14 protein-coding genes are annotated in these 21,552 nt (G+C 75.7%); 4 read left to right on the forward strand and 10 right to left on the reverse strand.

All coding sequences use genetic code 11. The features are described from left to right. Positions 1-251 precede the first annotated feature (251 nt). A complete protein-coding gene (locus tag J7W19_RS31760; protein ID WP_040889386.1) occupies positions 252-1,073 on the reverse strand; it encodes a LysR family substrate-binding domain-containing protein in 822 nt (273 codons plus the stop codon). 53 nt (positions 1,074-1,126) lie between these two features. On the opposite strand from J7W19_RS31760, the gene J7W19_RS31765 reads away from it, so the two are divergent. The 4 genes from J7W19_RS31765 (at position 1,127) to J7W19_RS31780 (ending at position 6,855) form a co-directional block, all read left to right on the forward strand. After that, complete coding sequence (locus J7W19_RS31765; RefSeq protein ID WP_004943495.1) at positions 1,127-1,528, forward strand: DUF5997 family protein; 402 nt, start codon at positions 1,127-1,129, stop codon at positions 1,526-1,528. Between the two features lie 339 nt (positions 1,529-1,867). Beyond that, positions 1,868-2,968, forward strand: a complete 1,101-nt coding sequence (locus tag J7W19_RS31770; protein WP_004943491.1) for a mechanosensitive ion channel family protein — start codon at positions 1,868-1,870, stop codon at positions 2,966-2,968. Between the two features lie 222 nt (positions 2,969-3,190). Beyond that, entirely contained in the window at positions 3,191-5,998 is a 2,808-nt protein-coding gene (locus tag J7W19_RS31775; protein ID WP_004943488.1) for a helix-turn-helix transcriptional regulator, read from the forward strand. Positions 5,999-6,309: 311 nt separating this feature from the next. Further along, complete coding sequence (locus tag J7W19_RS31780) at positions 6,310-6,855, forward strand: hypothetical protein (RefSeq protein WP_004943486.1); 546 nt, start codon at positions 6,310-6,312, stop codon at positions 6,853-6,855. Between the two features lie 20 nt (positions 6,856-6,875). On the opposite strand, the gene J7W19_RS31785 is transcribed toward J7W19_RS31780, so the two are convergent. The 9 genes from J7W19_RS31785 to J7W19_RS31825 all read right to left on the reverse strand — a co-directional run bounded on the left by J7W19_RS31785 (position 6,876) and on the right by J7W19_RS31825 (position 21,518). Further along, positions 6,876-7,685: a hypothetical protein gene (locus J7W19_RS31785; protein ID WP_004943483.1), complete on the reverse strand. Its 810-nt coding sequence runs from the start codon at positions 7,683-7,685 to the stop codon at positions 6,876-6,878. Positions 7,686-7,859: 174 nt separating this feature from the next. Beyond that, complete coding sequence (locus tag J7W19_RS31790) at positions 7,860-9,053, reverse strand: thiopeptide maturation pyridine synthase (protein WP_004943480.1); 1,194 nt, start codon at positions 9,051-9,053, stop codon at positions 7,860-7,862. Beyond that, positions 9,050-10,069 (reverse strand): lantibiotic dehydratase C-terminal domain-containing protein, encoded by a 1,020-nt coding sequence (locus tag J7W19_RS31795; RefSeq protein ID WP_004943476.1) that lies wholly within the window; start codon positions 10,067-10,069, stop codon positions 9,050-9,052. Before J7W19_RS31795 ends, J7W19_RS31790 begins: the two co-directional genes overlap by 4 nt. Then, positions 10,056-12,653 carry a lantibiotic dehydratase gene (locus tag J7W19_RS31800; protein ID WP_004943473.1) on the reverse strand — a complete coding sequence of 866 codons (2,598 nt, stop codon included), beginning with the start codon at positions 12,651-12,653 and terminating at the stop codon, positions 10,056-10,058. Before J7W19_RS31800 ends, J7W19_RS31795 begins: the two co-directional genes overlap by 14 nt. A 15-nt stretch (positions 12,654-12,668) precedes the next feature. Beyond that, entirely contained in the window at positions 12,669-14,612 is a 1,944-nt protein-coding gene (locus J7W19_RS31805) for a TOMM precursor leader peptide-binding protein (protein ID WP_004943471.1), read from the reverse strand. Between the two features lie 127 nt (positions 14,613-14,739). Then, entirely contained in the window at positions 14,740-14,922 is a 183-nt protein-coding gene (locus J7W19_RS31810; protein ID WP_004943468.1) for a hypothetical protein, read from the reverse strand. 159 nt (positions 14,923-15,081) lie between these two features. After that, positions 15,082-17,013 (reverse strand): nitroreductase family protein, encoded by a 1,932-nt coding sequence (locus J7W19_RS31815; RefSeq protein ID WP_004943465.1) that lies wholly within the window; start codon positions 17,011-17,013, stop codon positions 15,082-15,084. Beyond that, positions 17,006-18,916: a YcaO-like family protein gene (locus J7W19_RS31820; RefSeq protein ID WP_004943462.1), complete on the reverse strand. Its 1,911-nt coding sequence runs from the start codon at positions 18,914-18,916 to the stop codon at positions 17,006-17,008. The genes J7W19_RS31815 and J7W19_RS31820 overlap by 8 nt, the downstream gene beginning before the upstream one ends. Positions 18,917-19,148: 232 nt before the next feature. After that, positions 19,149-21,518 carry a chitinase C-terminal domain-containing protein gene (locus J7W19_RS31825; RefSeq protein ID WP_040889396.1) on the reverse strand — a complete coding sequence of 790 codons (2,370 nt, stop codon included), beginning with the start codon at positions 21,516-21,518 and terminating at the stop codon, positions 19,149-19,151. Positions 21,519-21,552 lie beyond the last annotated feature (34 nt).

Consider the following 21,552-nt stretch of genomic DNA (forward strand, 5'->3'; position numbering starts at 1 on the left):
GGGTCCGCCGACGGGCTCCCCCCGAGTCTGGCCCGGGGGCGGGGGACCGGCACCCCGCCCGTGCCGCGCGGGTGAACCGTCCGCGGGCGCTCTCGGGCACGGGGGGTCGCGGGCGCGGCGCGCTTTCGGGTCGCGGGCGCGCTTTCGGGCGCGGGCCCGTTCCGGCTTCCGACGCGGGTCCTTTCCGACGAGGGCTCTGTCGGACGGCGGCCCTTTCGTCGGACGGCGGCCTACTCAGGCGACGAGGACGGTCAGCGGCCTCCGCGCCGCCGGCCGCCGGTGCCGCGCTGGGCGCCGCCCTTGCCCGCGCCCTTCGCGGTGTTCTTCCCGGCGCCCTTCTTACCGCCCTGCCCGACGGTCTTCCTGCCGCTCTGCCCGGCGGCGGCCTTCCGGGGCGCGCCGCCGCCCTTCCGCCCGGCGGTCCCCGCCCCGCCCGTCCGGCGCTCCTGGGCCGCGGGCAGCTGGGGCCCGCGCGTGCTGTTGGGGGTACGGCCGCGGACGACGCCGATGAAGTGCTCGACGAGCTCGGTGGTCCGCTCCTCGGGCCAGGACAGGGCGACCCGCGACTGCGGGGCGTCGGTCAGCGGCCGGTAGGTGAGGTCCTTGCGGTGGTGCAGTCGGGCGAGGGACTGCGGGACGACGAGGACGCCGATGCCGGCCGCGACCAGCTCGACGGCGTCGGCGGTCGTGGCGGGCCGCTCCAGCGCGGGCCGCCCCGGCAGCCGCTCCCAGCCCAGGGCGTCGTCCAGCGGGTGCAGGACGATCTCGTCGGCGAGGTCGGCGACCGCCGCCTCGTCCACCGCCGTGAGGAGGTGGTCCTTGGGGACGATCACCACGGTGGTCTCGGTGTACAGCGGGATGGCGCTGAGGTCCGTACCGTCCACCGGGAGCCGGAGCAGCGCGGCGTCGGCGCCGCCGGCGCGGAGCACGCCGGGCGCCTCGTGCGGGGGCACCGACAGCAGGGTCAGCGGCACCTCGGGCAGGCGTTCGTTCCAGATACGCACCCATTTGTCGGGTGTCACTCCCGGGACGTAGGCGAGCCGGAACGTGGGGGAGTCTTGCGAGCCTGTCACCCGCCCAGGTTACCGGTCACGGAGCGTGCCGATCGCCCCGTACCCTTGGTCGCATGACCACGCACAAAACCGCCCAGACGATGAAGCCCGCGACCGCGGCGAAGAAGCTGGGGGTGTACCTGGAAGCCACCCCCGCCTCGTTCCGGGAGGGTGTGGTCTCCCGCCAGGAGCTGAACGCGCTCCAGGCCGACCCGCCGGAGTGGCTGCGTGACCTGCGGCGCGACGGGCCGCACCCGCGTCCCGTGGTCGCCGCGAAGCTCGGCGTCTCCATCGCGGGCCTGGCCCGGGGCGGCGTCACCGAGGCGCTCACCACGGAGCAGATCGAGGCGCTCAAGGAGGAGCGGCCCGAGTGGCTGGAGCGCGAGCGCGCCACGCAGGCCGAGGTCCGCAAGGAGGCGCAGCGGATCAAGGAGCGGAACGCCCAGCGGGCCGCCGCCGAGTCCGCCGGTTCCTGATCGCTCTTCCCGCTCTCCGCACTACCGCCGGCCCGGCCCGGGATCCTTCCCGGGCCGGGCCGGCCGTCTTTTCGGCCGCCTTCCGGCCCTTCCTTCCGCGATCCGTCCGAATCAGCGCGTCCGGTTTGATGGCTTGTCTTCGGCTATGCCCTGACGGCCGGTCAGAACCTGTCCCGGCCGTGGTGCAGGATGGCGTTTTGTGCCGGGTCATGTCTGTGTCCTGGCACTTTGACGATCGTTCCGGACAGGTAGGTAGGACGAAGTGACGGTTGGCTGTGTCGGACTGCCGGTGGCGCTTGGCGCCGCCGGCACAGGGTCCGGGAACCGCGGAGGGCGCCGGTGACCGGGGATCTGACGTTGCACGACGGGATCACCGCGGGCATCGCGGTGGTCGCCGGGCTGCTGGCGGCCGTGCTGCTGCGGATGATCCTGCGGTGGCTCGCCGAACGGGCCCTGCGGACCCGCTGGATCGGCGACGACATCATCGTCGACATCCTGCGCACCCTCGCCCCCTGCGCGGCGGTGGCCGCCGGCGTGGCGGTGGGCGCCGCGGCCCTGCCGCTGAACCACCAGGTGCGGCACACCGTCAACCAGACGCTGGTGGCGGTGGTGATGCTCAGCGCCACCTTCACCGCGGCCCGCGTGATCAGCGGTCTGATCCGGACGGTGACGCAGTCCCGCTCCGGAGTGGCCGGCCAGGCCACGATATTCGTCAACATCACGCGCATCACGGTCCTGGCGATGGGCTTCCTGGTCATCCTGGAGACCCTCGGCATCTCGATAGCCCCGCTGCTCACCGCCCTCGGCGTCGGCGGTCTGGCCATCGCCCTGGCCATGCGGGACACCCTGGCCAACCTCTTCGCCGGTGTGCACATCCTGGTCTCCAAGACGGTCCAGCCCGGCGACTACATCCGGCTCAGCAGCGGTGAGGAGGGCTATGTCGTCGACATCAACTGGCGCAACACCGTCGTCGAGCAGCTCTCCAACAACCTGGTCATCATCCCGAACGCCCAGCTGGCCGGGACCAACATGACCAATTTCAGCCGGCCCGAGCAGCCGCTGACCGTCACCGTGCAGGTGGGCGTCGGCTACGACAGCGACCTGGAGCACGTGGAGAAGGTCACCAACGAGGTCGTCGCGAGCGTCATGCGGGACGTCGACGGTGCCGTACCCGACCACGAACCGGCCGTGCGCTTCCACACCTTCGGCGACTCCCGCATCGGATTCACCGTGATCCTCGGGGTCGGCGAGTACAGCGACAAGTACCGCATCAAGCACGAGTTCATCAAGCGCCTGCACCAGCGCTACCGCGCCGAGGGCATCCGCATCCCGGCCCCCGCGCGCACGGTCTCCCTCCAGGGCGGCGACGCCGACCCACTGATCCCACACCCGCGCACCCCGTCCGACACCGCGGCCGACCGCCCGGCGCCCCGGCGCTGACCTCCCCGGTGGCAGCCCCTCGCCTGCCCCGGAGGCAAGGGCCCGGCGGGAAAGGGCCATTGAAGCGAGTACGACACACGCTGTACTGTCATGGGACGGGGTTGGTCGTTTCGTCGTACATCGTGATAAACGGTGTGCAATGGGTCTGTCGGGTCATACATCCATGCGGCCGTGCCCCCGCCCTGAACCGGGAGCACGGCGGCTTCCGTTCGGGAGGTGCGGATGGCGTCGGTCGGCGCGACCGGTCGGGGGAGCGAACTGGCCCGCTTGGCGGGCCTGTTCGACGAGGCTCGCGCGGGGCGGCCGGTCACCGTCCTGGTCCGGGGCGAACCGGGAGCCGGGAAGTCCGCCCTGCTGGAGGCGGCCGCCGGGCTCGCCGCCGCCGCGGGCTTCCACGTGGCCGTGGGCGACGCGCGCGGCCTGCCCGACAGACCGTTCGCCGCCGCGGGCTGCCTGCTCGACCGGTTACCCGGCCCGGGGGATCAGGACCGGGCGCAGGCCCCCGCCCCCGGTGCCGACCCCCTGGGCGAACTCGTGGAACGGGCCCGGCGGCAGGCCGCCCGCGCGCCCGTGGCCCTGTGCCTGGACGACGCGTCCCGGTTGGACACCGGGTCGCTGCGCTGGTTACTCGCCCTGTCCCGGAGCATGCCGCCGGCCCGGCTGGCGATCGTGCTGGCGGCCCGGGACCTGGCCACGGCCCCCGGAGCCGAATTCGCCGTCGCAGCGGAGGTCCTCGACCTCACCGGCCTGCCGGCCGACGCCGTCACCCCCTTCGCCGAGACCCGCTGCGGGGTCTCCCTCGACGCGGCGGCCGCCCGGGCCTGTCACGAACTGACCGGCGGCAACCCGGCGTTGCTGCTGGCCCTGCTGGCCGGACGATCGGGATCCGCGCCCGCCCCCGACGACCTGCGCCCCGCCCCCGGCGCCGCCGCGCTCCCCGGAGCCGAGCGCTGGCTCGGCGGACTCACCCGCCCGGCCCTCGAACTGGCCCGGGCCGTCGCCGTCCTCGGCGCCGACGCCGAGATCACCCAGGCCGCCCGGCTCGCCGGCCTCGACGTCGGGGAAACGCTGCCGGCCGTCGACGAACTGGTCGGCCGATGTCTGCTCGCCAACCGCACCCCCCTGACCTTCCGGCATCCGCTGCTCGCGACCATGGTCACCGAGCGGATCCCCGCCGGCACCCGGGCCGCCCTGCACCTGCGGGCGGCCGAACTGTTGCGGGACGGCGGTTTCGGCGCCACCCGGGTGGCCCGGCACCTCGTCGCGGCGGGACCGCTCGGCCTGAGCTGGACCGTCGAACCCCTGATGACGGCCGCCCGCCGACTGGCCGGCGAGGGCAGGACGGAGGAGGCGGCCCAGCACCTCCGCGGCCTGCTCCGCGAACGGCTGCGCCCCCGCGTGCGGGCGGCCGTCCGCTGTGAACTCGCCCGGCTGGACGGGTTCGTGAACCCCGACCGCGCCATCCGGCTGCTGGACGCCGCCCGGCGCGAGGCCGAGGACCCCGCGGTCGCCACCGACTACGCCCTCGACCTGGCCGCGCTGCTGGCCGGCTGCGGCAGACCGGTGGACGCGGTGGCCGTCCTCGACGACACGGCCGACCGGATCGGCCCGGCCGCGCCCGGGCAGCTCCGGAGACTGCGGCTGCACCGCGCGCTCGTCCGCGTGGCCGGTCCGGCCCGGCTGTTCCCGGAACGCGAACGGCCCGACGGCGCGCCCGCCGACGAGGCCGGGACCGCCGGAGCCGTGGATCCCCCGGACGCCCCGGAATCACCGCACTCACCGCACTCACCGGACGTCCCGGACTCCCCGGACACCGCCGGCCGGCCCGCCGCCCTGCGCGCCGTACACGCCGTCCGCGCCGGCGAGGACCGTGCGGGCGCCGTCCGGTACGCCCGCGAGGCGCTGGCCGCCGGCGGGGACGGCGGCACGGCCACCGTCCTCTGGTACGGCTGCCGCACCCTGATCCACGCCGACGAACTGACCGAGGCGGCGACCTGGTGCGGGCGCTACCGGCCGGTCCGCGGGGCCCGGCCGGGGCGGTGGACGGACGTCGCCGTGGACCTGCTCCGGGCCACGGTCCGCCGGGTCCGCGGCGACCTGCCGGGCGTGATCGAGATGCTGGCGCCCCTGACCGAGCCGCTGTGTACGGAGCCGGGCGCGTCGCACGTGCTCGCCCGGCTCGCCGTCGCCGCCCTGATCGAGGCCGGCGCCATGGCCGGCGACACGGACACCGCGCGGACGCTGCTGACCCGGTGGGGGCTGGACGGCGAACAGCGGCCCCGGCAGGACACGGTGGGGGTGCTGGCCGCCCGCGCCGTCCTCCGGTCGCGGACCGGCGAGGTGCCGGGCGCGGTGGAGGACTGGTACACGGCCGGCCGGATGCTCACCGAACTCGGCGTGCGCAACCCGGCGGTCCTGCCCTGGCGGTCCCGGGCGGCCCACCTGCTGGCCGCCGAAGGGGAGACCGCCGAGGCCGCCCGCCTGGCCCGCGCCGAACTGGAGGACGCCCACCGCTGGGGCACGCCCCGGGCCGTGGGCACGGCCCTGCACGCCGTCGCGATGACGGAGACCGGGCCGCGCCGGATCGAACTCCTCGACAGCGCCGTCGCCCTGCTCGGCCGCTCGCCCGCCCGGCTCGGCGTCGCGGCGGCCCGGCTCGACCTCGGACGCGCCCTCGGCGCCGCCGGCCGTGCGGAGGAGGCGTGCGACGCGTTCACAGCCGCGTCCGCCGGAGCCGAGAGCTGCGGCGCCCGTCCCCTGGCCCGGCGGATCGCGGCGGCGCGCCGGGAGATGTGCCCGACGGAGGAGCGTGAGACCCTGCCGGCGACCCTGACCGGCCTGACCCCGCAGGAACTCCGCATCCTCTCCCTGGCCCGCGACGGCCACACCAACCGGGAGATCGCCGGCCGGCTCTTCGTCACCCTCCGGACCGTGGAGTTCCACCTCTCCGGCGCCTACCGCAAACTCGGCATCTCGGGCCGCCGCCAGCTCGCCGAGGTCATGCCGGCGGAGTCCCGGACGCCCGCGTGAGGGCGACGGTCGCCGATGACCGTCGCGGTTTCCGCACTGGCGTTCAACTGAAACAAAGGTCCTTACCCGCCAGCCGAGTTGCCGTATACGATCCTGCGTACCGTCAAGAGGCCGCGTCCCATGAGTGGTCTCCTGGCGCCGTGGGCAGACGACGTCTGTTCAGTACACAGCTGTGCGTTCCTTACGGGGGCCGCGGAGCACCGGAGCGCCGCGATGAGCGGTCCACGCCCGTCCCGGGCGGGGACGGCCGCGTCACGTACGCGAGTGACGCGTCGGCCGAGCACCGGTACCAGCGGAAGGAGACAAAGGGTATGAAGCACCAACGACAGGGCGCCGCGTCGGGCCTCGCGCGCCGTGCGGGAGTCGTGGGGGCGGCGGCGTTCATCGCCGTCGTCGGCGGCGTGTCGACGGCGGGAGCGGCGACTCCCGGCCCGGGCTCGGACCAGGTCCTCGCCAAGACGGAGTACACGTTCCACCCGGCGGGCCAGGACAGGTCCGTCGCCGCCTCGCGGCGGGTCATCCACTGCGAGATGGTCTTCGTCGGAGCCAACCACGGCGCGCCGCACCACTCCGGTCACGTGCCGGGCACGGTCAACGTCCGGGTCCGCGTGACCTGTACCCAGCCGGTGCGGCTGATCAAGGGGAAGGTCGGTCTCTTCAGCAACCACGGCTCGAAGATCAAGGAGTACGGCAGCACCGGCCGGGCCGCCGCCAAGGGCAACGCGGCCCTCGTCTGCCGGTCCGGCTACTACCAGGGCGAGTCGGCCGCCAGGATCGTCGCGCCGGTCGGCTACAACCCGCCCACCGCGGACATGGCGGCCAGGACCGCCAAGGTGCACCTGACGAAGTGCAGCTGACGCGGCGCTGACGCCGGGCGTCAGCGGTTGATCTCGTCGCTGTCCGCCCACACGGGGTCGGTCACCTCGACCCGGACGGCCTCCAGGCGCTCGTCCGCCAGCACGTCGGCGACGAGCGCCGCCGAGCCGCCGAGGTAGGTGGAGTCGAGGTCGGTGTCCGTCGCGACACACCAGGCCCGGTCGTCGGGCCAGAACAGGTTGGGCGACTGCGGGAAGAGGGACACCGCCAGTTCCCCGGCCGCGTCGAGCGGGCCCTCGAGCAGGAGGTAGCTGCGGTTCGGCAACTCCACTCGAGGGCTGTCGGCGACGCCCGCCGGGAACTCCGGGGGAAGCAGCTCCGGGTCGGGCCGCCCGGCTCCCTCCTCCGGCCCCTCCGGCTCCTCCGGCGTGAAGGAAACCCTCGCGCGGCCGTCCGCCCCGGGCCCGTACCCGTCCCAGACGCAGAACCGGCAGAGGCCGCCCGACGCGGTGTGCCGGCCCAGGACGTCACACAGCGCCGCCAGCGCGGCGGGGGAGAGCGTGCCCGGTTCGGGATCCTCCACCCAGGGCCTCTCCTCCCGGAGCCGCGCCGCCCGCGTGTCCGGCGCGGGGGTGGCGAGCGCCCGGAACTGTACCCGGGGATGCACCGTCCTGCCCGTCCACGCGGCCACCTCCGCCCAGGTCACGGGGGTGTCGTCGGCCGCCGACGCGGGGTGCAGGATCCGGGCGTACGCCTCGAACCCCCGGGGTACGAGGCCGCCCACGCCGGACCCGAACGGCCCGATCCCCGCGACCACCCAGCCGGCCGCCGCCACCTCCCCGACCGGCCGCAGCCGTGAACGTCGTGCCATGGTCCGCACCTCCCGCGACCGTCACCCCGGCCTGGTCCGAAGCCTTCACCGACCGACCGCTTCCCGTCCCGGCGGGCCGCTGGGACCACCGGAGCCGACACAGCGTAGCGTGCGAACCGACACCGTACCCGGCTTTGAAAGGCCCTGCGGCGGGCGGCACTTGAACCGCCCCCTTCACCCCTGCCGCTCGGCCGGCGCCGAGCCGGCCGCCCGGCCCCACTCGGCGGCCAGCCGCCGCCACTCCGGGACCTGGTCCCGGGACGGCGGGAGGACGTGGCGGCGGAAGACCTCGGTGGCGGTGACGCCGTGGACGCCCTCCACGGTGGAGGCCGCCAGGTGGCACAGGAGAGCACGGTCGGCCGGACCCAGGCCGAGGCGGTTGAGGTGGACGTAGAGGTAGTTGACCACCAGGCGGAAGGAGGCGAACCACGGGTCGGTCCAGAGGAAGTCCTCCTGCCCGTGGCCCGACTGGAGCAGCCGGTGGAAGCCGCTCACCTGCCGGGCCGGCGGTCGCGGCGCCAGGCCGGCGCCGCGCATCGAGACCGCGCCGGAGGCCAGTTGGGGGTAGGCGATCCGCTGCCGGCGGCGGATCGCGGCGGCCCAGTCGGCGACGAACGGCACGTCCTCCCGCCGCCCGTCCACCGCCTCCTGCACCGCGCGCAGCCGCGCGCCCAAGGCATCGGCCTGGCGGTGGTACCGGGCGTCGAACGCGGCCCGATGGGCCGCCGGGTCACGCGTACGGGACAGGAACGCGTCGGCGTGCGAGCGCAGCGACAGGTAGCCGCGCACGATCGGCGGAGCGCCGGTCTCGAACGGGACCGCCGCCACCGCAGCGGTGGTCCACATCAGGTCCAGCGCCAGCGCGGCCGTCGACCCGCCCGCCGCCCGGCGCTCGTACATCCGGAACGCCAGGTCGTCGGTGTCGGAGAGGAATCCGGCCAGCAGCTCGCTCGCCCGCGGCGAGCCCAGGACCGGCAGCCGGTGGTCGTAGGGGCGTTCCAGCACCGTGTTGTCGGGGACCCAGGGGTGCCGGGCGCCGGTCTCCATCTCCAGTTCGGCCAGGCGCGCGTGCACCGGCGCCAGCGCCGCCTCGTCCAGCCGCACCCGCGACGGCCGGACGCGCAGGTACGCCTCGATCCGCTCCGTCACCACCGGACGGATCCTGGCCTCCCACACCGGGCCGGGCGCCCGGAAGTTGAGGCGCAGGTGCGGTCCGCGCAGCCAGTGCCGGCCGAACCAGGTGCCCCGCGTCCACGGCCGCACGGCCTCGAACGCGGGGCGGACGGCGTCCAGGACGAGCGCGGGCTCGGCGTCCGCGTCGTGGTGGTGGACGTGGAGACTGTGCCACCGGGGCGCCGGCCGGCTCATGGGGCGGCCAGCGCTTCGGGGAGCTCGGCGAGCACCCGGCCCACCAGGAACCGCACCTGGTTCTCCTGCCACAGGGTCAGCCCCAGCCGGTTGTTGACGAGGTGCGCGCAGCGCAGCAGCACCAGACTGGTGGACGGGTGCCGGGTGGCGGCCAGGTCGAGGGGGACGGCCAGCGGGGAGTCCGCCCAGGCGGTGGTGAAGTCGCCCGCGTCCTCCAGGGCGTGCAGGGTGTCGCGCAGCCGCCGGACCGAGTCCAGCCAGTACGTCCGCTGGTCCGGCCGGGCGGCACCCTCCTCGGCGACCCGCCAGGTGCGCAGCGCCCGTTCGCGCAGCGGCTCGCGCTGGGCCCGGTAGCGGGGTTCGAGGTCCTCGGCCTCCGGTCCGCTGCCGAAGGGCAGCGGCGGCCCGCCGGCCCGCGCCCACCGGCCGCGGATCTCGTCGCACAGCGCGAACACCCCGACGACCAGGTCGAACGCCAGCAGCGCGCGCTGCTCGACGGTCGTGCCCGCCGCCACCACCGAGAAGGCCAGCTCGCTGGACTCGGCGAAGTGCCGCTCCACGGCGGCGATCGCGGGACCGTGCCCGTAGTCCTCGTGCTCCCGCTCGTACGGCAGGAACTCCACCGTGTTGTTGGGCCGCACGGCCGTGTCGTGCCCCGGACGGCCCTCCAGGCCGGCCAGTTCGGCGGCCACCCCCTCGAAGCGGGAGCGGTCCACCACGTCGGGCGCCGGGTGGCGTTCCAGATGGGCGCGGATCCGTTCACCGGCCAGCCGCTCGACCTCGGCCCGGTCCGCCCGGCGGGCGGGCAGCAGGCGCAGCCGCACATGCGGTCCGCCCTCCCAGTAGCGCAGGAAGAACGACCGCCGGACGAGCCCGGCGCGGGTCAGCTCCTCGGCCAGCGGCCGGACGCAGCCGGTCAGCAGTCCGTCCTGGTCGGTGTCGTAGAAGACGTGCGCGGCCACCCAGTCCGCGCCCGCGGCCTCCTCGGGCGGCAGGGGGTCGCTAGCGGTCGGCATGCCGGCCTCCGTTGATCTCGATGAGGTATTCGGTCACCCGGGGCGCGCCGTCACCGTGGTCCGGCAGGCCGGACGCGTCGGGCAGCGCCTCCTGGAGGAACAGGACGTGGTCCGGCTCGGCGAGCATCCGCTCGAACAGGCCGACCAGCAGGAGGTTGGCGAAGTCCACGGCCAGCGGCTTGCGGGACTTGACCCGCCACACACTGCCGTCGGCCACCGCGCCGGGGTCCAGGGCCCGGACGAAGCAGCGCCGCGGCATGCCGTGCGCGCGCAGCCAGCCGGCCAGGCGCGTCAGGTACGCCGCGTCGCCCTCGCCGGGCCGCCGCGCCGGCGCGGCACCGGCGGGGAACACCCACTGGCGGCGGCTCACCACCGTCCGCCCGACCACCACCCGCGGCTCGGACCGCAACTCCCGCACCAGGGACGGCGAGGTGTCGCCGAACATCCGCCGGCCGGGGATCAGCAGGTTGGACGTCGCGCCGAACACCTGCAGGAGCAGCCGGACGGCGGGCGGCAGCCACATCTCCGCGATGAGGTTGGGGTGCACGGGCCGCACCTCGACACCGCGCGCCAGGGAGCGGAGCACGAGCAGACCCGCCTCCGGGTCGTGCCGCACCTCCAGGTCGCCCAGCGGGATCCGGTGCTCCGCCGGGCGGCGGCTCCAGCCGCCGGGGACGTCGATCTCGTCGGCCACCGCCGAACACCGCAGCCCCACGTTGCTCCCGTAGTGCCGGCAGGTGTCCGCGACGAGGACGCCGTCGGGCGGCGGCGCGGTGTGCGCGTCCGCGGCGGTCCCGGCCTGGGCGAGCAGCCGCCGGATCCGGTCGCGCCCGCGCCCGTGGCCGGAGTTGACGGCGTTGACGACGAAGCCGGGGTCCGCCGGGTCGCCGAGCGGCTGGCCGTAGTACGTCACGGAGTCCGGCGGGCGCAGCCAGTGCGGCCAGCGGGCGGCGCGCGCGGCGAGCGGGCCGGGGTCGAGCCGCAGGACGCCGCCCGCGTCCGGCCGTCCGTCCAGCGCCTCCGCGCACAACTCGGCGCGCAGCCGGGCCAGTTCCCTGAGGCGCGGCAGCCGGTGGCCGGACAGGGCGCGGTAGCCGTGCGTGGTGACGGACAGGACGTCCAGCAGGCCGGGATCCTCGCGCACCCAGCCCTGCACCGTCCGGTGGAAGGCCAGGAACGGCATCGCGGCCCCGGGCCCGACGCGCTCGGCGACGAGGTCGGCCAGCGCGATCCGGCCCGGCTGCGCGGGGTCCAGCACGCCGTGCAGCCGGCGGACGACGTCCAGGTCGCGGAGCACCGGGTCCCAGGCCCGGCGGTCGAGGGCGGTGGACGGGGGCACGAGCAGGGCGTTCTCGACGACGCTGTTCTTGCCGGGCAGCGCCACCCGCTCCGGGCCGACGAGGGCCGCGACGCGGCCCAGCGCCGACTCGACGCCCCGGACGCTCGCGAGCCGGTCCGCCGGATCGGTGAGCGTCGGGTACGCGTCCAACCGCGCCGCGAGGGAGGCGATTTCGGCGCCGAGGTCGGAGAGGCCGGCGCCGGACACCCACGCGTGGAGCGCCCCCAGCGGATCGGGATCCTGGTCGGGGAAGGGCCGTTCGGCCTCCAGCAGCCCCAGCTCGACCAGCTTGTCCAGGTAGGCGGTGGCCGCCTCCGGGGTGCCGCCGGTCAGCTCCGCGACCCGCCGGGCCGCCTCCGCCCGCGTCCGTCCGCCGGCCACCGCGTCCACGCACGCCCGGACCGGCGGGGAGGCGGCCAGGCCGCGCAGCGGTTCCTCGGGCCCGGGACCGAGGAACTCCCACCGGTCGCCGGTGCGCAGCGCGGCCGGGCTGAGCCGCAGCCGGACCCCGGGCGCCAGCGCCGGATGCCGGGACAGCTCCCGGACGAACTGCTGCACCACCCAGATGTTGACCTCCGCCACGGTCCGCACCGCGGGCGGGGCCGGGGGCCCGGCCACCGGCCCGTCCCGCCAGGTCCCCAGACCGCTGACGGTGAACGTGCTGAACGGGGTGGTCTTGAGGGCGACGCGGGAGAGGTACTTGGTCAGCCGCAGCGCCAGCCGGCGGTCCGGGACCGTCTCCTCCGGCCGGGCCAGCCACCGGCACACGTCGGCGTGGAGATCCGGGCTGCTCAGCACCAGACCGTGCCGGAACGCCGGGTCGCTCACGGCCTTCCGGAGTGGGACGTGCCGGGTGCGGGCGTGGTGCTCCACCTGCTCGGCGAGGCGCGCCCGGTCCCGCTCGTGCTCCTCGCGGAGCCGCAGCCAGGCGTGGACGCCCTCGGTGACGGCGGCCGGCAGCAGGGCGCGGACGGAGTCGTTCCAGCACCGGTCGGTGAGCGGCTTCCGGTTGTGCACGGCGCGGCGCAGGGCGACCAGCGCCGGCCGGCCCTCCGCCGTCCGCCCGATCGCCGCGAAGAGGGCGTCCGACAGCTCCGCCGCCCGCGCGGCGAGCCGCTCGTCGCCGTCGAGCACCGCCTCCACCCGCTCCCACAGCGCGGGGGAGCGCATCGCGTCCAGCGCCGCCACCGGGAGCCCGCCGACGCGCACGCCGAAGGTGTCCGGGGTCGAGAAGTCCGGGTCCATGGTCACCTCCGGGTGTCAGGGGAACGGGTGGGGGTGCGGATTGACGTCGTCCGGGCCCAGCGGTCCGGCGCGGTGGCCGAGGCGGGCCGGCAGGTCGCGGAGGCGCGGCAGGCCGTGGGTGCGGCGCATCCGGTGGCCGAAGGTCATCGGCAGCAGTCCCGGCACGATCACCTTGGCGCAGGCGAAACCGCCCGCCCGGTGCTCGTCGGTCGTCTGGTCCACCACGACGACGTCGAGTCCGGCGCCGGTGAACCGGGCCACCACCTCGGCCAGGTCGTCGCGGAGGTCGTCCCCGCGCGGCCGGAGGCCGGCCCGCGCGAACGCCTCCCGCACCGGCAGCGCGGGCGCGTCGCCGAACAGGAAGCCGAAGCGGTCGAAGGCGGCGGGGTGGCAGTAGAGCAGCGCGTGGTCGCGCATCTCCCGTACCAGCTCCGGGTCGTCGACCATCGCGGCGATCCGGGCCGTCTCCTCGCGCCACGCCACCCGGTTCCAGCCGAGGTTCGCGGTGAGCTCCAGCAGGCCGTTGAGCAGCGCCCGTTCGGGATCGAAGTGGGCGCCGGCCGCGCAGACCGCCGCCGGCTCGCGGCCGGGACGGGGGTGCACGGCCATCACCCAGACGCTGGGGACGCCGTGGTCGGGCGTGGTCGCGAAGGCCACGACCCGGTGGCCGCCGTCCTGCCGGATCCGCTCGGCCAGCACCGGGATCCGCGGGTCGGACACGGTGCCGAGGTCGATCCGGGGGACGGGCAGCCGGGCGTACCAGGTGAGCAGGAACGCGTCCCGCTCCGCCAGCTCCACCAGCCCGTGCAGGGCCGCCTCCTCCAGGCAGCCGCCCAGGGCGCAGCCGTTGGACACCTCGTAGGCCAGCGGCCGGGCGTGCGGGCCGTCGTGCCGGGTGCGGTAGTAGGCGTAGTCCTCGGGGACGAGGACGGGCGCGTCGCGGGCGAAGGAGTGCCCCCATACCCAGGAGAGTTCGAGGCCGGGGTCGAACGGCGGGTAGGGGAAGCCGGGTTCCGCGTACCGCTCCGGCGGGTAGAGGCCGAGGTCCGGCGGGTGCAGCGCGTGTCCGGCGACGTCGCGGTAGGGGGCCCGTACGGTCGGGCGCCGGCCGCCGGGGCGGGCCCCACCGAGCCGCTCCAGGGCCTCCGCCAGGGCCGTCCGGGCACAGGACGCGTAGTCCAGGTCGCGGCCGAACCCCGCCTCCTGCTCGCCGCCGGGCAGGTGGAGGGGGGCCGACACCATCGGGTACGGGTAGTCCGTCCGCACGTCGAGCTGGCGCACCACGCCGGTGCGGCCGTCCACGAAGGTGTCCCGCAGCGCGTCCCAGCCGGCCGCGAGGTCGCGGGTCCGGTGGACGTCCGGGGCCGGCTTGGGGCGCGGTACGTCCATGAGGACGGGCGGCCGGTCCGGGGGCAGCCCGCCGCAGGACGGGCAGTCGGGCACGGGCAGGAAGGGGTGGACGCCGGCCGTCAGGGCGGGCAGCGCGAGCATGAGGACGGCCCGGTCGGTCAACCGGTGTTCGCCGGAGGTCAGTTCATGGGTGACGAGGGCGGCCACCGTGTCGCGCGCCGGCGCGGGCAGCAACGGCGTGTCCCGGTCGGCCAGCCGGTCCCCGTGGCGGCGCACCAGCTCCGCGCGGGGGCTGTCCGGGCCGAGGGCGCGGGTCCGCCGGGTCCGGGCGCAGCGGGCGCAGCCGGGGCGGCCGGGGACGACGTACGGCCCGATGACGACGGTCCCGAGCTCGACCCGGACGGGGAGCCACGGGACGCCCGGAACCTCAGGTTCCGTCGCCGGGTTCCACCCGTCGTCCACGGTCACCACGGCGGAGCGGCCGGTGCCCGGCTCGGGGACCAGGAGGCCGGCGCGGCCGAGGGCGGTGCGGACGGCGGTGGCGAGCAGGCCCTTGCCCAGCACGGCGGCACCCGCCGGAGGGGGCGCGTCCGGAGCGGCGTCGGTCACGGTCTCGTTCCTCGCTGGTGGTCGTTCCCGGCCGGTGGTCGGTGGTGCCGTGTCCGGCCGGTGGTCGGTGGTGCCGTGTCCGGCGGGCGGTGAACACGCCCGCCGGACACGACGCGTTGCGGCCGCGTCAGCAGCAGCAACAGGAGCAGCAGCTCGCGGGCGTACCGCGCGAGGTGCAGTTGGACGCGCCGATCTCGACCATGGCGTGGCCGACGTTGATCGACTCCAGGCCGGCACCCGGCGAGGTGGGCAGCACGTCGAGTTCCTCGACGCTCAGGTCGCCGAGGTCCAGTTCGAGCTTCGCCTCCATGGGTCCTCCTCTCGTTCGGTGGTGACGTGCGACGAACGGCTCCGGCGGGGGCCGGATCCGCTGTCGATCCTCGGCCCGCGACCGGCCCGCGGTCCCTACGGGCGGACCGCAGGAAGACCCGTAGGTTCCGGTGCGGCCCGCCCCCTGTGGTGCCCGGTCTCACCAGGTCAGCGGCGGTTCGTACTGGGCCGTGGGCCGGCGGCGGCCGAGGACGAGGGCGAAGACGGGCACCCGCTCCGGGCCGGCGCCGAGCAACTCGCGGACCATCCGGTCGTCGTACCCGTTGGTGATCCGCGCGGACACCCCCTCCGCCGCGGCCAGCACACTGATCCGCTGCGCCACCACGCCCGCCTCCTGGTGCAGGATCCGGTACCCGCGCGGGCCGAGGACACGGTCGCCCGCCTCCCGGTCCACCGTCAGGAAGACCAGGGCGTTGGCCTTGGCCGCGTTCACGGACGGCGTCCGGTCGCAGACCATCGCCACGACGGCGGAGCCGTCACGGTGGGGGAGCGGGACCAGGGAGGGCGCGGGCCCGGGGTCCAGCCCGTAGAGCCCGGCGGGCACCCCCGCCACGTTCCGGACGAGGACGTGGCAGTCCACCAGCGGCCGGCGGGGCCCTCCGGTGTGGTCCGACGGAACCGGCTCCAGCGCGTGCCGCAGCGGCCCCGCCAGGGCGGCGGCGGGCAGCTCGGCGTCGGCCGGCAGGAACATCCGCCCGCCCGAGTCCCGGGCGCGCAGCGCCTCCGCCAGCTCCCGCCGGCCGGGCGCCGCGCCGCCCAAGGGCAGGGCCGCGGCCTCGGAGGCGGCCTGCGGCGCGTGGAAGGCGGACGTGTCCAGCGCGGCGCCCGGACCGGACAGCCGGGCCGCGCGGTCCAGCGCCGTCAGCCCCGACCAGGCCGCCGCGTCGGCGTGGCACGTGCGCACGTACTCCGGCCGGATGACGCCCAACGGCGCCTCGGGCACACCGGCCCCCGGCGGAGGCCCGCCCGCCGCGCCGTACAGGTCGACCACGGCGAACGCGGTCTCCTCCGTACCGTCCAGGCCCAGCGCCCGGTCGACCACGGCGTCCCCGAACCGCTGGTGGACCCTCCCCTCCAGGCCCAGCGCCGCCGCGACCATCAGGGCGTTGCCGACGGTCATGCCCGCTTCCTGGGCGCCCAGCCGGTACGCGTAGTCGCGGTAGCGGAACGCCGTCTTACGGAAGTGGACGGCCGCCACCAGCAGCGCCAGCGTGCCGCCCCCGGCCCGCCCGGTGCCCGCGGCGGCGTGCAGCGCGGCCGGGATCCCGCCGGTGCGCAGCCGGGTCAGCGCGTGGTGCGCGGGATCGAAGTGGTAGCAGCCGGCGGGCAGTTCCCCGGCCGGCGCCGCGAGCCACAGGTACAGCTCCACCGGGTGGAAGCAGCGGGCGGACGGGACGACGCGGTGGTACGGCCACGACGCGTGCGGCCCCAGCTCGATCCGGGCCAGCCCGTACGTGTGGTGCGTCAGGGCGGACACGGCCGGTTCGTCCAGCGCGGCCCGGCCCGGGACGCCGTCGGGCCGGCTCCGGCGGAAGCCCTCGAAGGACCACCGCGCGTCCCCGATCCGCCGCGCCGGCGGGCTCAGCACGTGCCGCGGCAGCCCGCGGTACGTCTTCACGGGCAGCGGATCCCCGTCCCCGCCCTCGGCCCCCTGCCCCTCCGCGAACAGCTCCCGCACCCCCTCGAAGGTGCGCCACCAGAAGCGGAGGCCGGGAGTGCCGGGCTCGCTCTCGGGCGGAACGGCCGCCGGACCGGGGCGAGGCGCGCCTTCCGGATGCGCGGGGTGGAGGACGAGGCCGTCCGGCCGGGTGCCGGGCGGGGCGCCCGGGGGCGGATCCGCGGGGACGCCCGCCGCCGACGGACCGTGCTCCCCCGCGGGTTCCGGCCGGACGGGTGCCGGGCCGTCCGGCGGAAAGGCCGAGGTGCGGGCCGGCGGGGTGCCCGGTCGGGGCCGGAGGGTGCCGGGCGTCGGCGGGCGCGGCCCGGCGGAGTGCGTTCCCGCGGCGGCACCGGCCCGTTCGCTCTCTCCGCCCCCGCCGGTCCCCGGTGTCCCCGGCACGTGGTCACGCATCGGCCGTCACGACCCGGAGCACGGACGGGAGGACGTCGTGGACGGCGGGGTCGTGGTCCAAGGGGACCGCCACGGGGCGCAGGCCGCGGGAGCGCAGGGCGGCCGGCAGGGCGGCGCGGTCCGGTGCGGCCGGCCAGGCGGCGGTCGGGGCCGGTTCCGGTGGGTCGCCGAGGCCGGGGACCGGCTCCGGCGCGTACGCCGGCTCGTCGGTCATCGCCGACTGGCGCGCCAGCAGGGTCCGTTCCAGGCCCTCCGCCGCCGCGTCCGGGCCGCAGGTCACCGCGACCGGGCGGCCGTCGAGCCACCAGGCGAGGACCGGTACACCGAGCGCGCCACCGATGTCCGCGACCCGCGCGGTGCCGCCGGCGGCCCGCAGCAGGCCGAGGTACCGTGCGGTCCGCTCGTCGGCCGGTGCCTGGGTGAGGTCCAGCGGGACGGGGCGCGTCCGGCCCGCCGCCACGTCCTCGGCCGCCAGCCGGGCGCAGTGCTGCCCGAGGCCGTCGTCCACCGCCTCGTCCCAGGACAGCCGCGCCGCCAGGCCGGTGCCCGCCGAGAACGCCGTGTCCGCGGGGACCCGCACCGGCTGCCCGTCGGCGAGGTCCCAGCCCCACACCGTGGCGCCGGGGCCGAACCGGCGCGGGTCGGGCGAGGCCGCCGCGTGCCGGGCGATCCCCCGGAGCGCCGCCCGCCGCCTGGCCTCGGCGAAGTCCGGTCCCGTGCCGAAGACCCGGGGACCGCCGGAGTCGGCGAGGTGCGGGACCGCTTCGGTGACGTGCAGCGGGATCTGGGTGAAGTCCCCCTCGTCCAGGGTCCGCAGGACACCGGTGTACGGGTCGAAGCAGGCCGCCGCGGCGGCGGAGAACTCCTCCGCGCTCAGGGGCGCCGCCGCGCGCAGCCGGCCGATCCGGGCCGTGAACGCCGCCGCCGGCTCCGGTCCGGCCGGCCGCGCGGCCGGGTGCGGCAGGAAGGCGTGCGTCGAGGTGCGCAGGGTCTCGAGGTCGATCCGGGTCAGCGCGGCCCGCGCGCCCGGCTCCTCGATGCCGGCCAGCGCGCGGAAGGCGGCGAGCCCGAGGTGCCCGGCGACCACCGCCGCCGCGGGCCCGGTCAGGAACGTACCCGTCCGGTACGGCGGCCGGGCGCGCAGCCGCGACCAGGCCGACGCCCAGTCCGGCCCGGGCGGCCCCAGCCAGGCCACGTCGTCGAGCACCACGCCCTGTACCAGCAGGGTGCCCGAGGTGCCGCACAACCGGTCCAGCCGCGGCGCCCGTTCGACCGCCGGGCCCGCCGCCACGTGCAGCACCGCGTCGGCGGTCGCCAGCCGGTCCTCCTCCGCCGCCGAGAACGGCACCCGCTCCAGCGTCTGGTCCGGGTCGCGGAGCGCCGCCTCGGCGGCCAGTTCGGTCAGCCGGTCCGCGTCGGCGGCGGGATCCGTGCCCGTGTCCGGCGTGTGGACGGCCCGCAGCCGCCGCACGCCCGAGCGGAGCGCCGAGCAGACCAGGGCGGTGAACACCGGTCCCGCGCCGACCACCGTCACCGCGCTGTCCCGGTAGGTCTGGAACCGGCGGGCCGCCGAGGTGGCGTGGTACTCGACGAAGGCGATCTCGGCCGCATACGTGTCGAGTTCCCGGGCGGTCAGACCGTGCGGCAGGTCCGCGGCCGCGTCGATGAGGCAGCCGGCCGACTGCAGCCGTCCGACCAGCCGTTCCACGGCGGTGCGGGTGCCGTCCGGCAGACCGCGGACGAGCGCGTCGAGTTCGGTCGAGCCGTCCAGGTGCGGTGCGAGCCGGTCCAGCAGCCGGTAGGCGGCCGGCCCGCGCAGCGCGACGTCGGCGCCCGCCCCGAAGACGTGGGCGCCGTCGGGAGTGGGCACGTACAGCACGTCGGACTTCAGTTTCGGTAGCATCCCAAGCTTCCCCAGCCCTCGCGTCGGTGATCCACCCGAGTATGGGGAGCCGCCGGGCGCGCCGTCCCGACGGCGGAACCACAGGATCGACCACAGGATTCGGCGCCTGGGGCTTGCGGGCGCGGCGGAAACGTCCACCTGGCGGCCGAACGTCCCTGGCGGCCGAACGCCCCCCGGCGCCCGGGCCTTTCGGCCCGCGCCGGGGGGCGGGAACAGCGGTACGAAGCCGGGGTCAGCAGGTGCCGAGGTCCTGCCACACGCCCCATTCGCCGGTGGTGCCGGGCTCGTCGCCCTGCGTCCACCACTTCGCCTTCCAGGAGTGCGCCTTCCAGGAGACGGTCGCGCCGCCCGTGTAGACCGCCGCCTTGTCCCACGCCGGCGCCGCGCAGGTGCCGCCCGTCGGGGTCGCGGTCGGGCTCGGGCCGCCGGTGGGGCCGCCGGTGGGCGTGGCCGTCGGGGTGGGGGAGGGCCCGCCCGGGTCGGTGACGGTGGTGCCGCGCGTCAGATCGCCGGCCAGGGCCCAGGTCTTCCCGCCGAAGCTCACGGTCCAGTTGGACGGAGTGGACGTCGGCAGGTAGTAGACGAGGTCGAGCACGGCCGTGGCGCCGGGCGCGAGCGGCTGCGAGGCCGGGAGCTTCACGGACGTCCGGTTGTAGTCACCCTTGAGGCCCCCGATGTTGCTGGGAGCCGTGTGATCGCTGCGGATCACCTTCAGCCCCCACCCGGACTGGTCCCGGGCGTTCCCCGGCGCGGAGTTGGCGTAGTCGAACTGGAACTCCGTGCCGCCGGGCAGCGTGGTCTTCGTCCGGTTGGTGATGCGGACCTTGGGGTTGATGGGGTAGTTGCTGTCGCCGAGGGGGAAGTCGGTGAAGGCGACGTCGATGTCGAGGGCCTGGTCCGGCAGGTCGGTCGTGGCGCGCCGGGCGCCGTAGGCGGGCGCGGCCTTGAACGCGTCGTTCATGACGGACGTCAGGGTGTCGCCCGGCTCGTACTGGCCCTTGCCGGCGTTCCACCCGTAGTCGCCCGCGAGTTCCCAGATCATGGTGCCACCGAGGCCCTTGTCGACCACGTACTGGGCCTTGGCCTTGACGGACTGCTCGTCCTCCGTGGAGAGGAACACCTTCTTGTCGGCGTTCCACAGCCAGGGCGCGGTCAGGGTCGCGTCGTACTCGCGGGCGTAGGTGCCGGTGGGCTTGGTGCCGGCCGGGAAGCCGTACTTTGTCAGATAGTCCCCGGCGATGCCCTTCTCCAAATTCTTGGCGTGCCACATGGGGTTGGAGCCGGCCGGGGACTCCTTGCCGTCGTCGTCCTTGTCGTGCCACAGGTTGTCGATGCCGACGGCGCCGTCACCGCAGCTGGTGAGCCCCGAACCGGCCGGGCAGGTGGTCGCCTTGGCCGTGCCCCACAGACCGTCGGTGCCGCCCGTGACGTTCTTCCAGCCGCGCGTGTAGTACGGCAGGCCGAGGTTGATCCGGCCGGGCGGCAGCGCGCCGCGGAAATAGTGGTACGCCCAGTCGGCGTTGAGGTAGCCGATGCCGCCGTACTGCGGGGTGGTGTAGACGCCCCACTTGGCGAGCTCGGCGTCCTTGCCGTCGTCGTACAGGGCGGCGTTGGGGCCGACGAACTCGTTCCAGGCGCCGTGCAGGTCGTAGGACATGATGTTGACGTAGTCCAGGTATTTCGTGCTCTGGTACGTCTCCATGCCGCGCAGCAGGTAGCCGGAGGACGGCGCGGCGACGGACAGCAGGTAGTGCCGGCCGTCGGCGGCCCCGGCCCGGTCGAGGCGTTCGCGGAGGGTCTTCATCAGCGCCGCGTAGCCCTTGTTCAGGCCGCCGCGCCGGGCGTTGGCCAGGGGCCAGTCCTTGGGGTGGCCGGCGTCCTTCATCGACGTCGGGTACTCGTAGTCGATGTCGACGCCGTTGAAGCCGTACTTCCTGACGAACGCGACCGCGGAGTCGGCGAACGTGTCGATGCCCTGCTGGTTGACCGAGCCGTCCGCGTTGGTCGCCGTCTTGTAGAAGCCGCCCGAGTCGACGCGCTTGCCGTTCTCGTCGATGTACCCGCCGGTCTCGGCCCAGCCGCCGACGGATATCAGCGTCTTCACCTGAGGGTGCTGCTTCTTGAACTTGTTCAGCAGGTTGAAGTGGCCCTTGTAGGGCAGGCCGGGGTCCATCTCCGCGCCCTTGACGCCCGGCCAGGTCATCCCGGTGGCCGGGTTGTCCGCGCCGTCGGCCCCGACGGAGATCCGGTCGTCCGGGCCGACGTGCGCGAAGGCGTAGTTGAGGTGCGTGACCTTGTCCCAGGGGATGTCGGAGGCCAGATACGCCGGGGTGCCGTCCTTGCCGGTGCGCCAGCCGGTGAAGTAGCCGATGACGCGGCGCTGGTGGTCCGCGCCCAGCTTCTCGCGGCCGGCGGTGTCGTAGACGGTGCAGTAGGGGACGTCGACGCCCGGCGTCGCGTACAGGCCGTCGGGGCGGCAGGCGGCGTGGTCCTCGGCGGCCGAGGAGGATCCCGTCTGCAGCGTGGCGGCCAGCAGCCCGGCCAGGGCCGCGCCCGCGGCGGCCCCGCGGCGCGCGCGGGTGCCGGTACAGGATCCCGGCAGGGATCGTTCCAGGAGTCTTCCCAGGGGTCTCCCC

The sequence above is a fragment of the Streptomyces mobaraensis NBRC 13819 = DSM 40847 genome (genome assembly GCF_017916255.1).
Lineage (GTDB): Bacteria > Actinomycetota > Actinomycetes > Streptomycetales > Streptomycetaceae > Streptomyces > Streptomyces mobaraensis.

What these genes read in the sequence shown, in the direction of transcription:
- J7W19_RS31765 (WP_004943495.1), top strand. Translation starts at nt 1,127, where the DNA reads ATGACCACGCACAAAACCGCCCAGACGATGAAGCCCGCGACCGCGGCG.
- J7W19_RS31775 (WP_004943488.1), top strand. Translation starts at nt 3,191, where the DNA reads ATGGCGTCGGTCGGCGCGACCGGTCGGGGGAGCGAACTGGCCCGCTTG.
- J7W19_RS31780 (WP_004943486.1), top strand. Translation starts at nt 6,310, where the DNA reads ATGAAGCACCAACGACAGGGCGCCGCGTCGGGCCTCGCGCGCCGTGCG.
- J7W19_RS31785 (WP_004943483.1), bottom strand. Translation starts at nt 7,685, where the DNA reads ATGGCACGACGTTCACGGCTGCGGCCGGTCGGGGAGGTGGCGGCGGCC.
- J7W19_RS31790 (WP_004943480.1), bottom strand. Translation starts at nt 9,053, where the DNA reads ATGAGCCGGCCGGCGCCCCGGTGGCACAGTCTCCACGTCCACCACCAC.
- J7W19_RS31795 (WP_004943476.1), bottom strand. Translation starts at nt 10,069, where the DNA reads ATGCCGACCGCTAGCGACCCCCTGCCGCCCGAGGAGGCCGCGGGCGCG.
- J7W19_RS31800 (WP_004943473.1), bottom strand. Translation starts at nt 12,653, where the DNA reads ATGGACCCGGACTTCTCGACCCCGGACACCTTCGGCGTGCGCGTCGGC.
- J7W19_RS31810 (WP_004943468.1), bottom strand. Translation starts at nt 14,922, where the DNA reads ATGGAGGCGAAGCTCGAACTGGACCTCGGCGACCTGAGCGTCGAGGAA.
- J7W19_RS31815 (WP_004943465.1), bottom strand. Translation starts at nt 17,013, where the DNA reads ATGCGTGACCACGTGCCGGGGACACCGGGGACCGGCGGGGGCGGAGAG.
- J7W19_RS31820 (WP_004943462.1), bottom strand. Translation starts at nt 18,916, where the DNA reads ATGCTACCGAAACTGAAGTCCGACGTGCTGTACGTGCCCACTCCCGAC.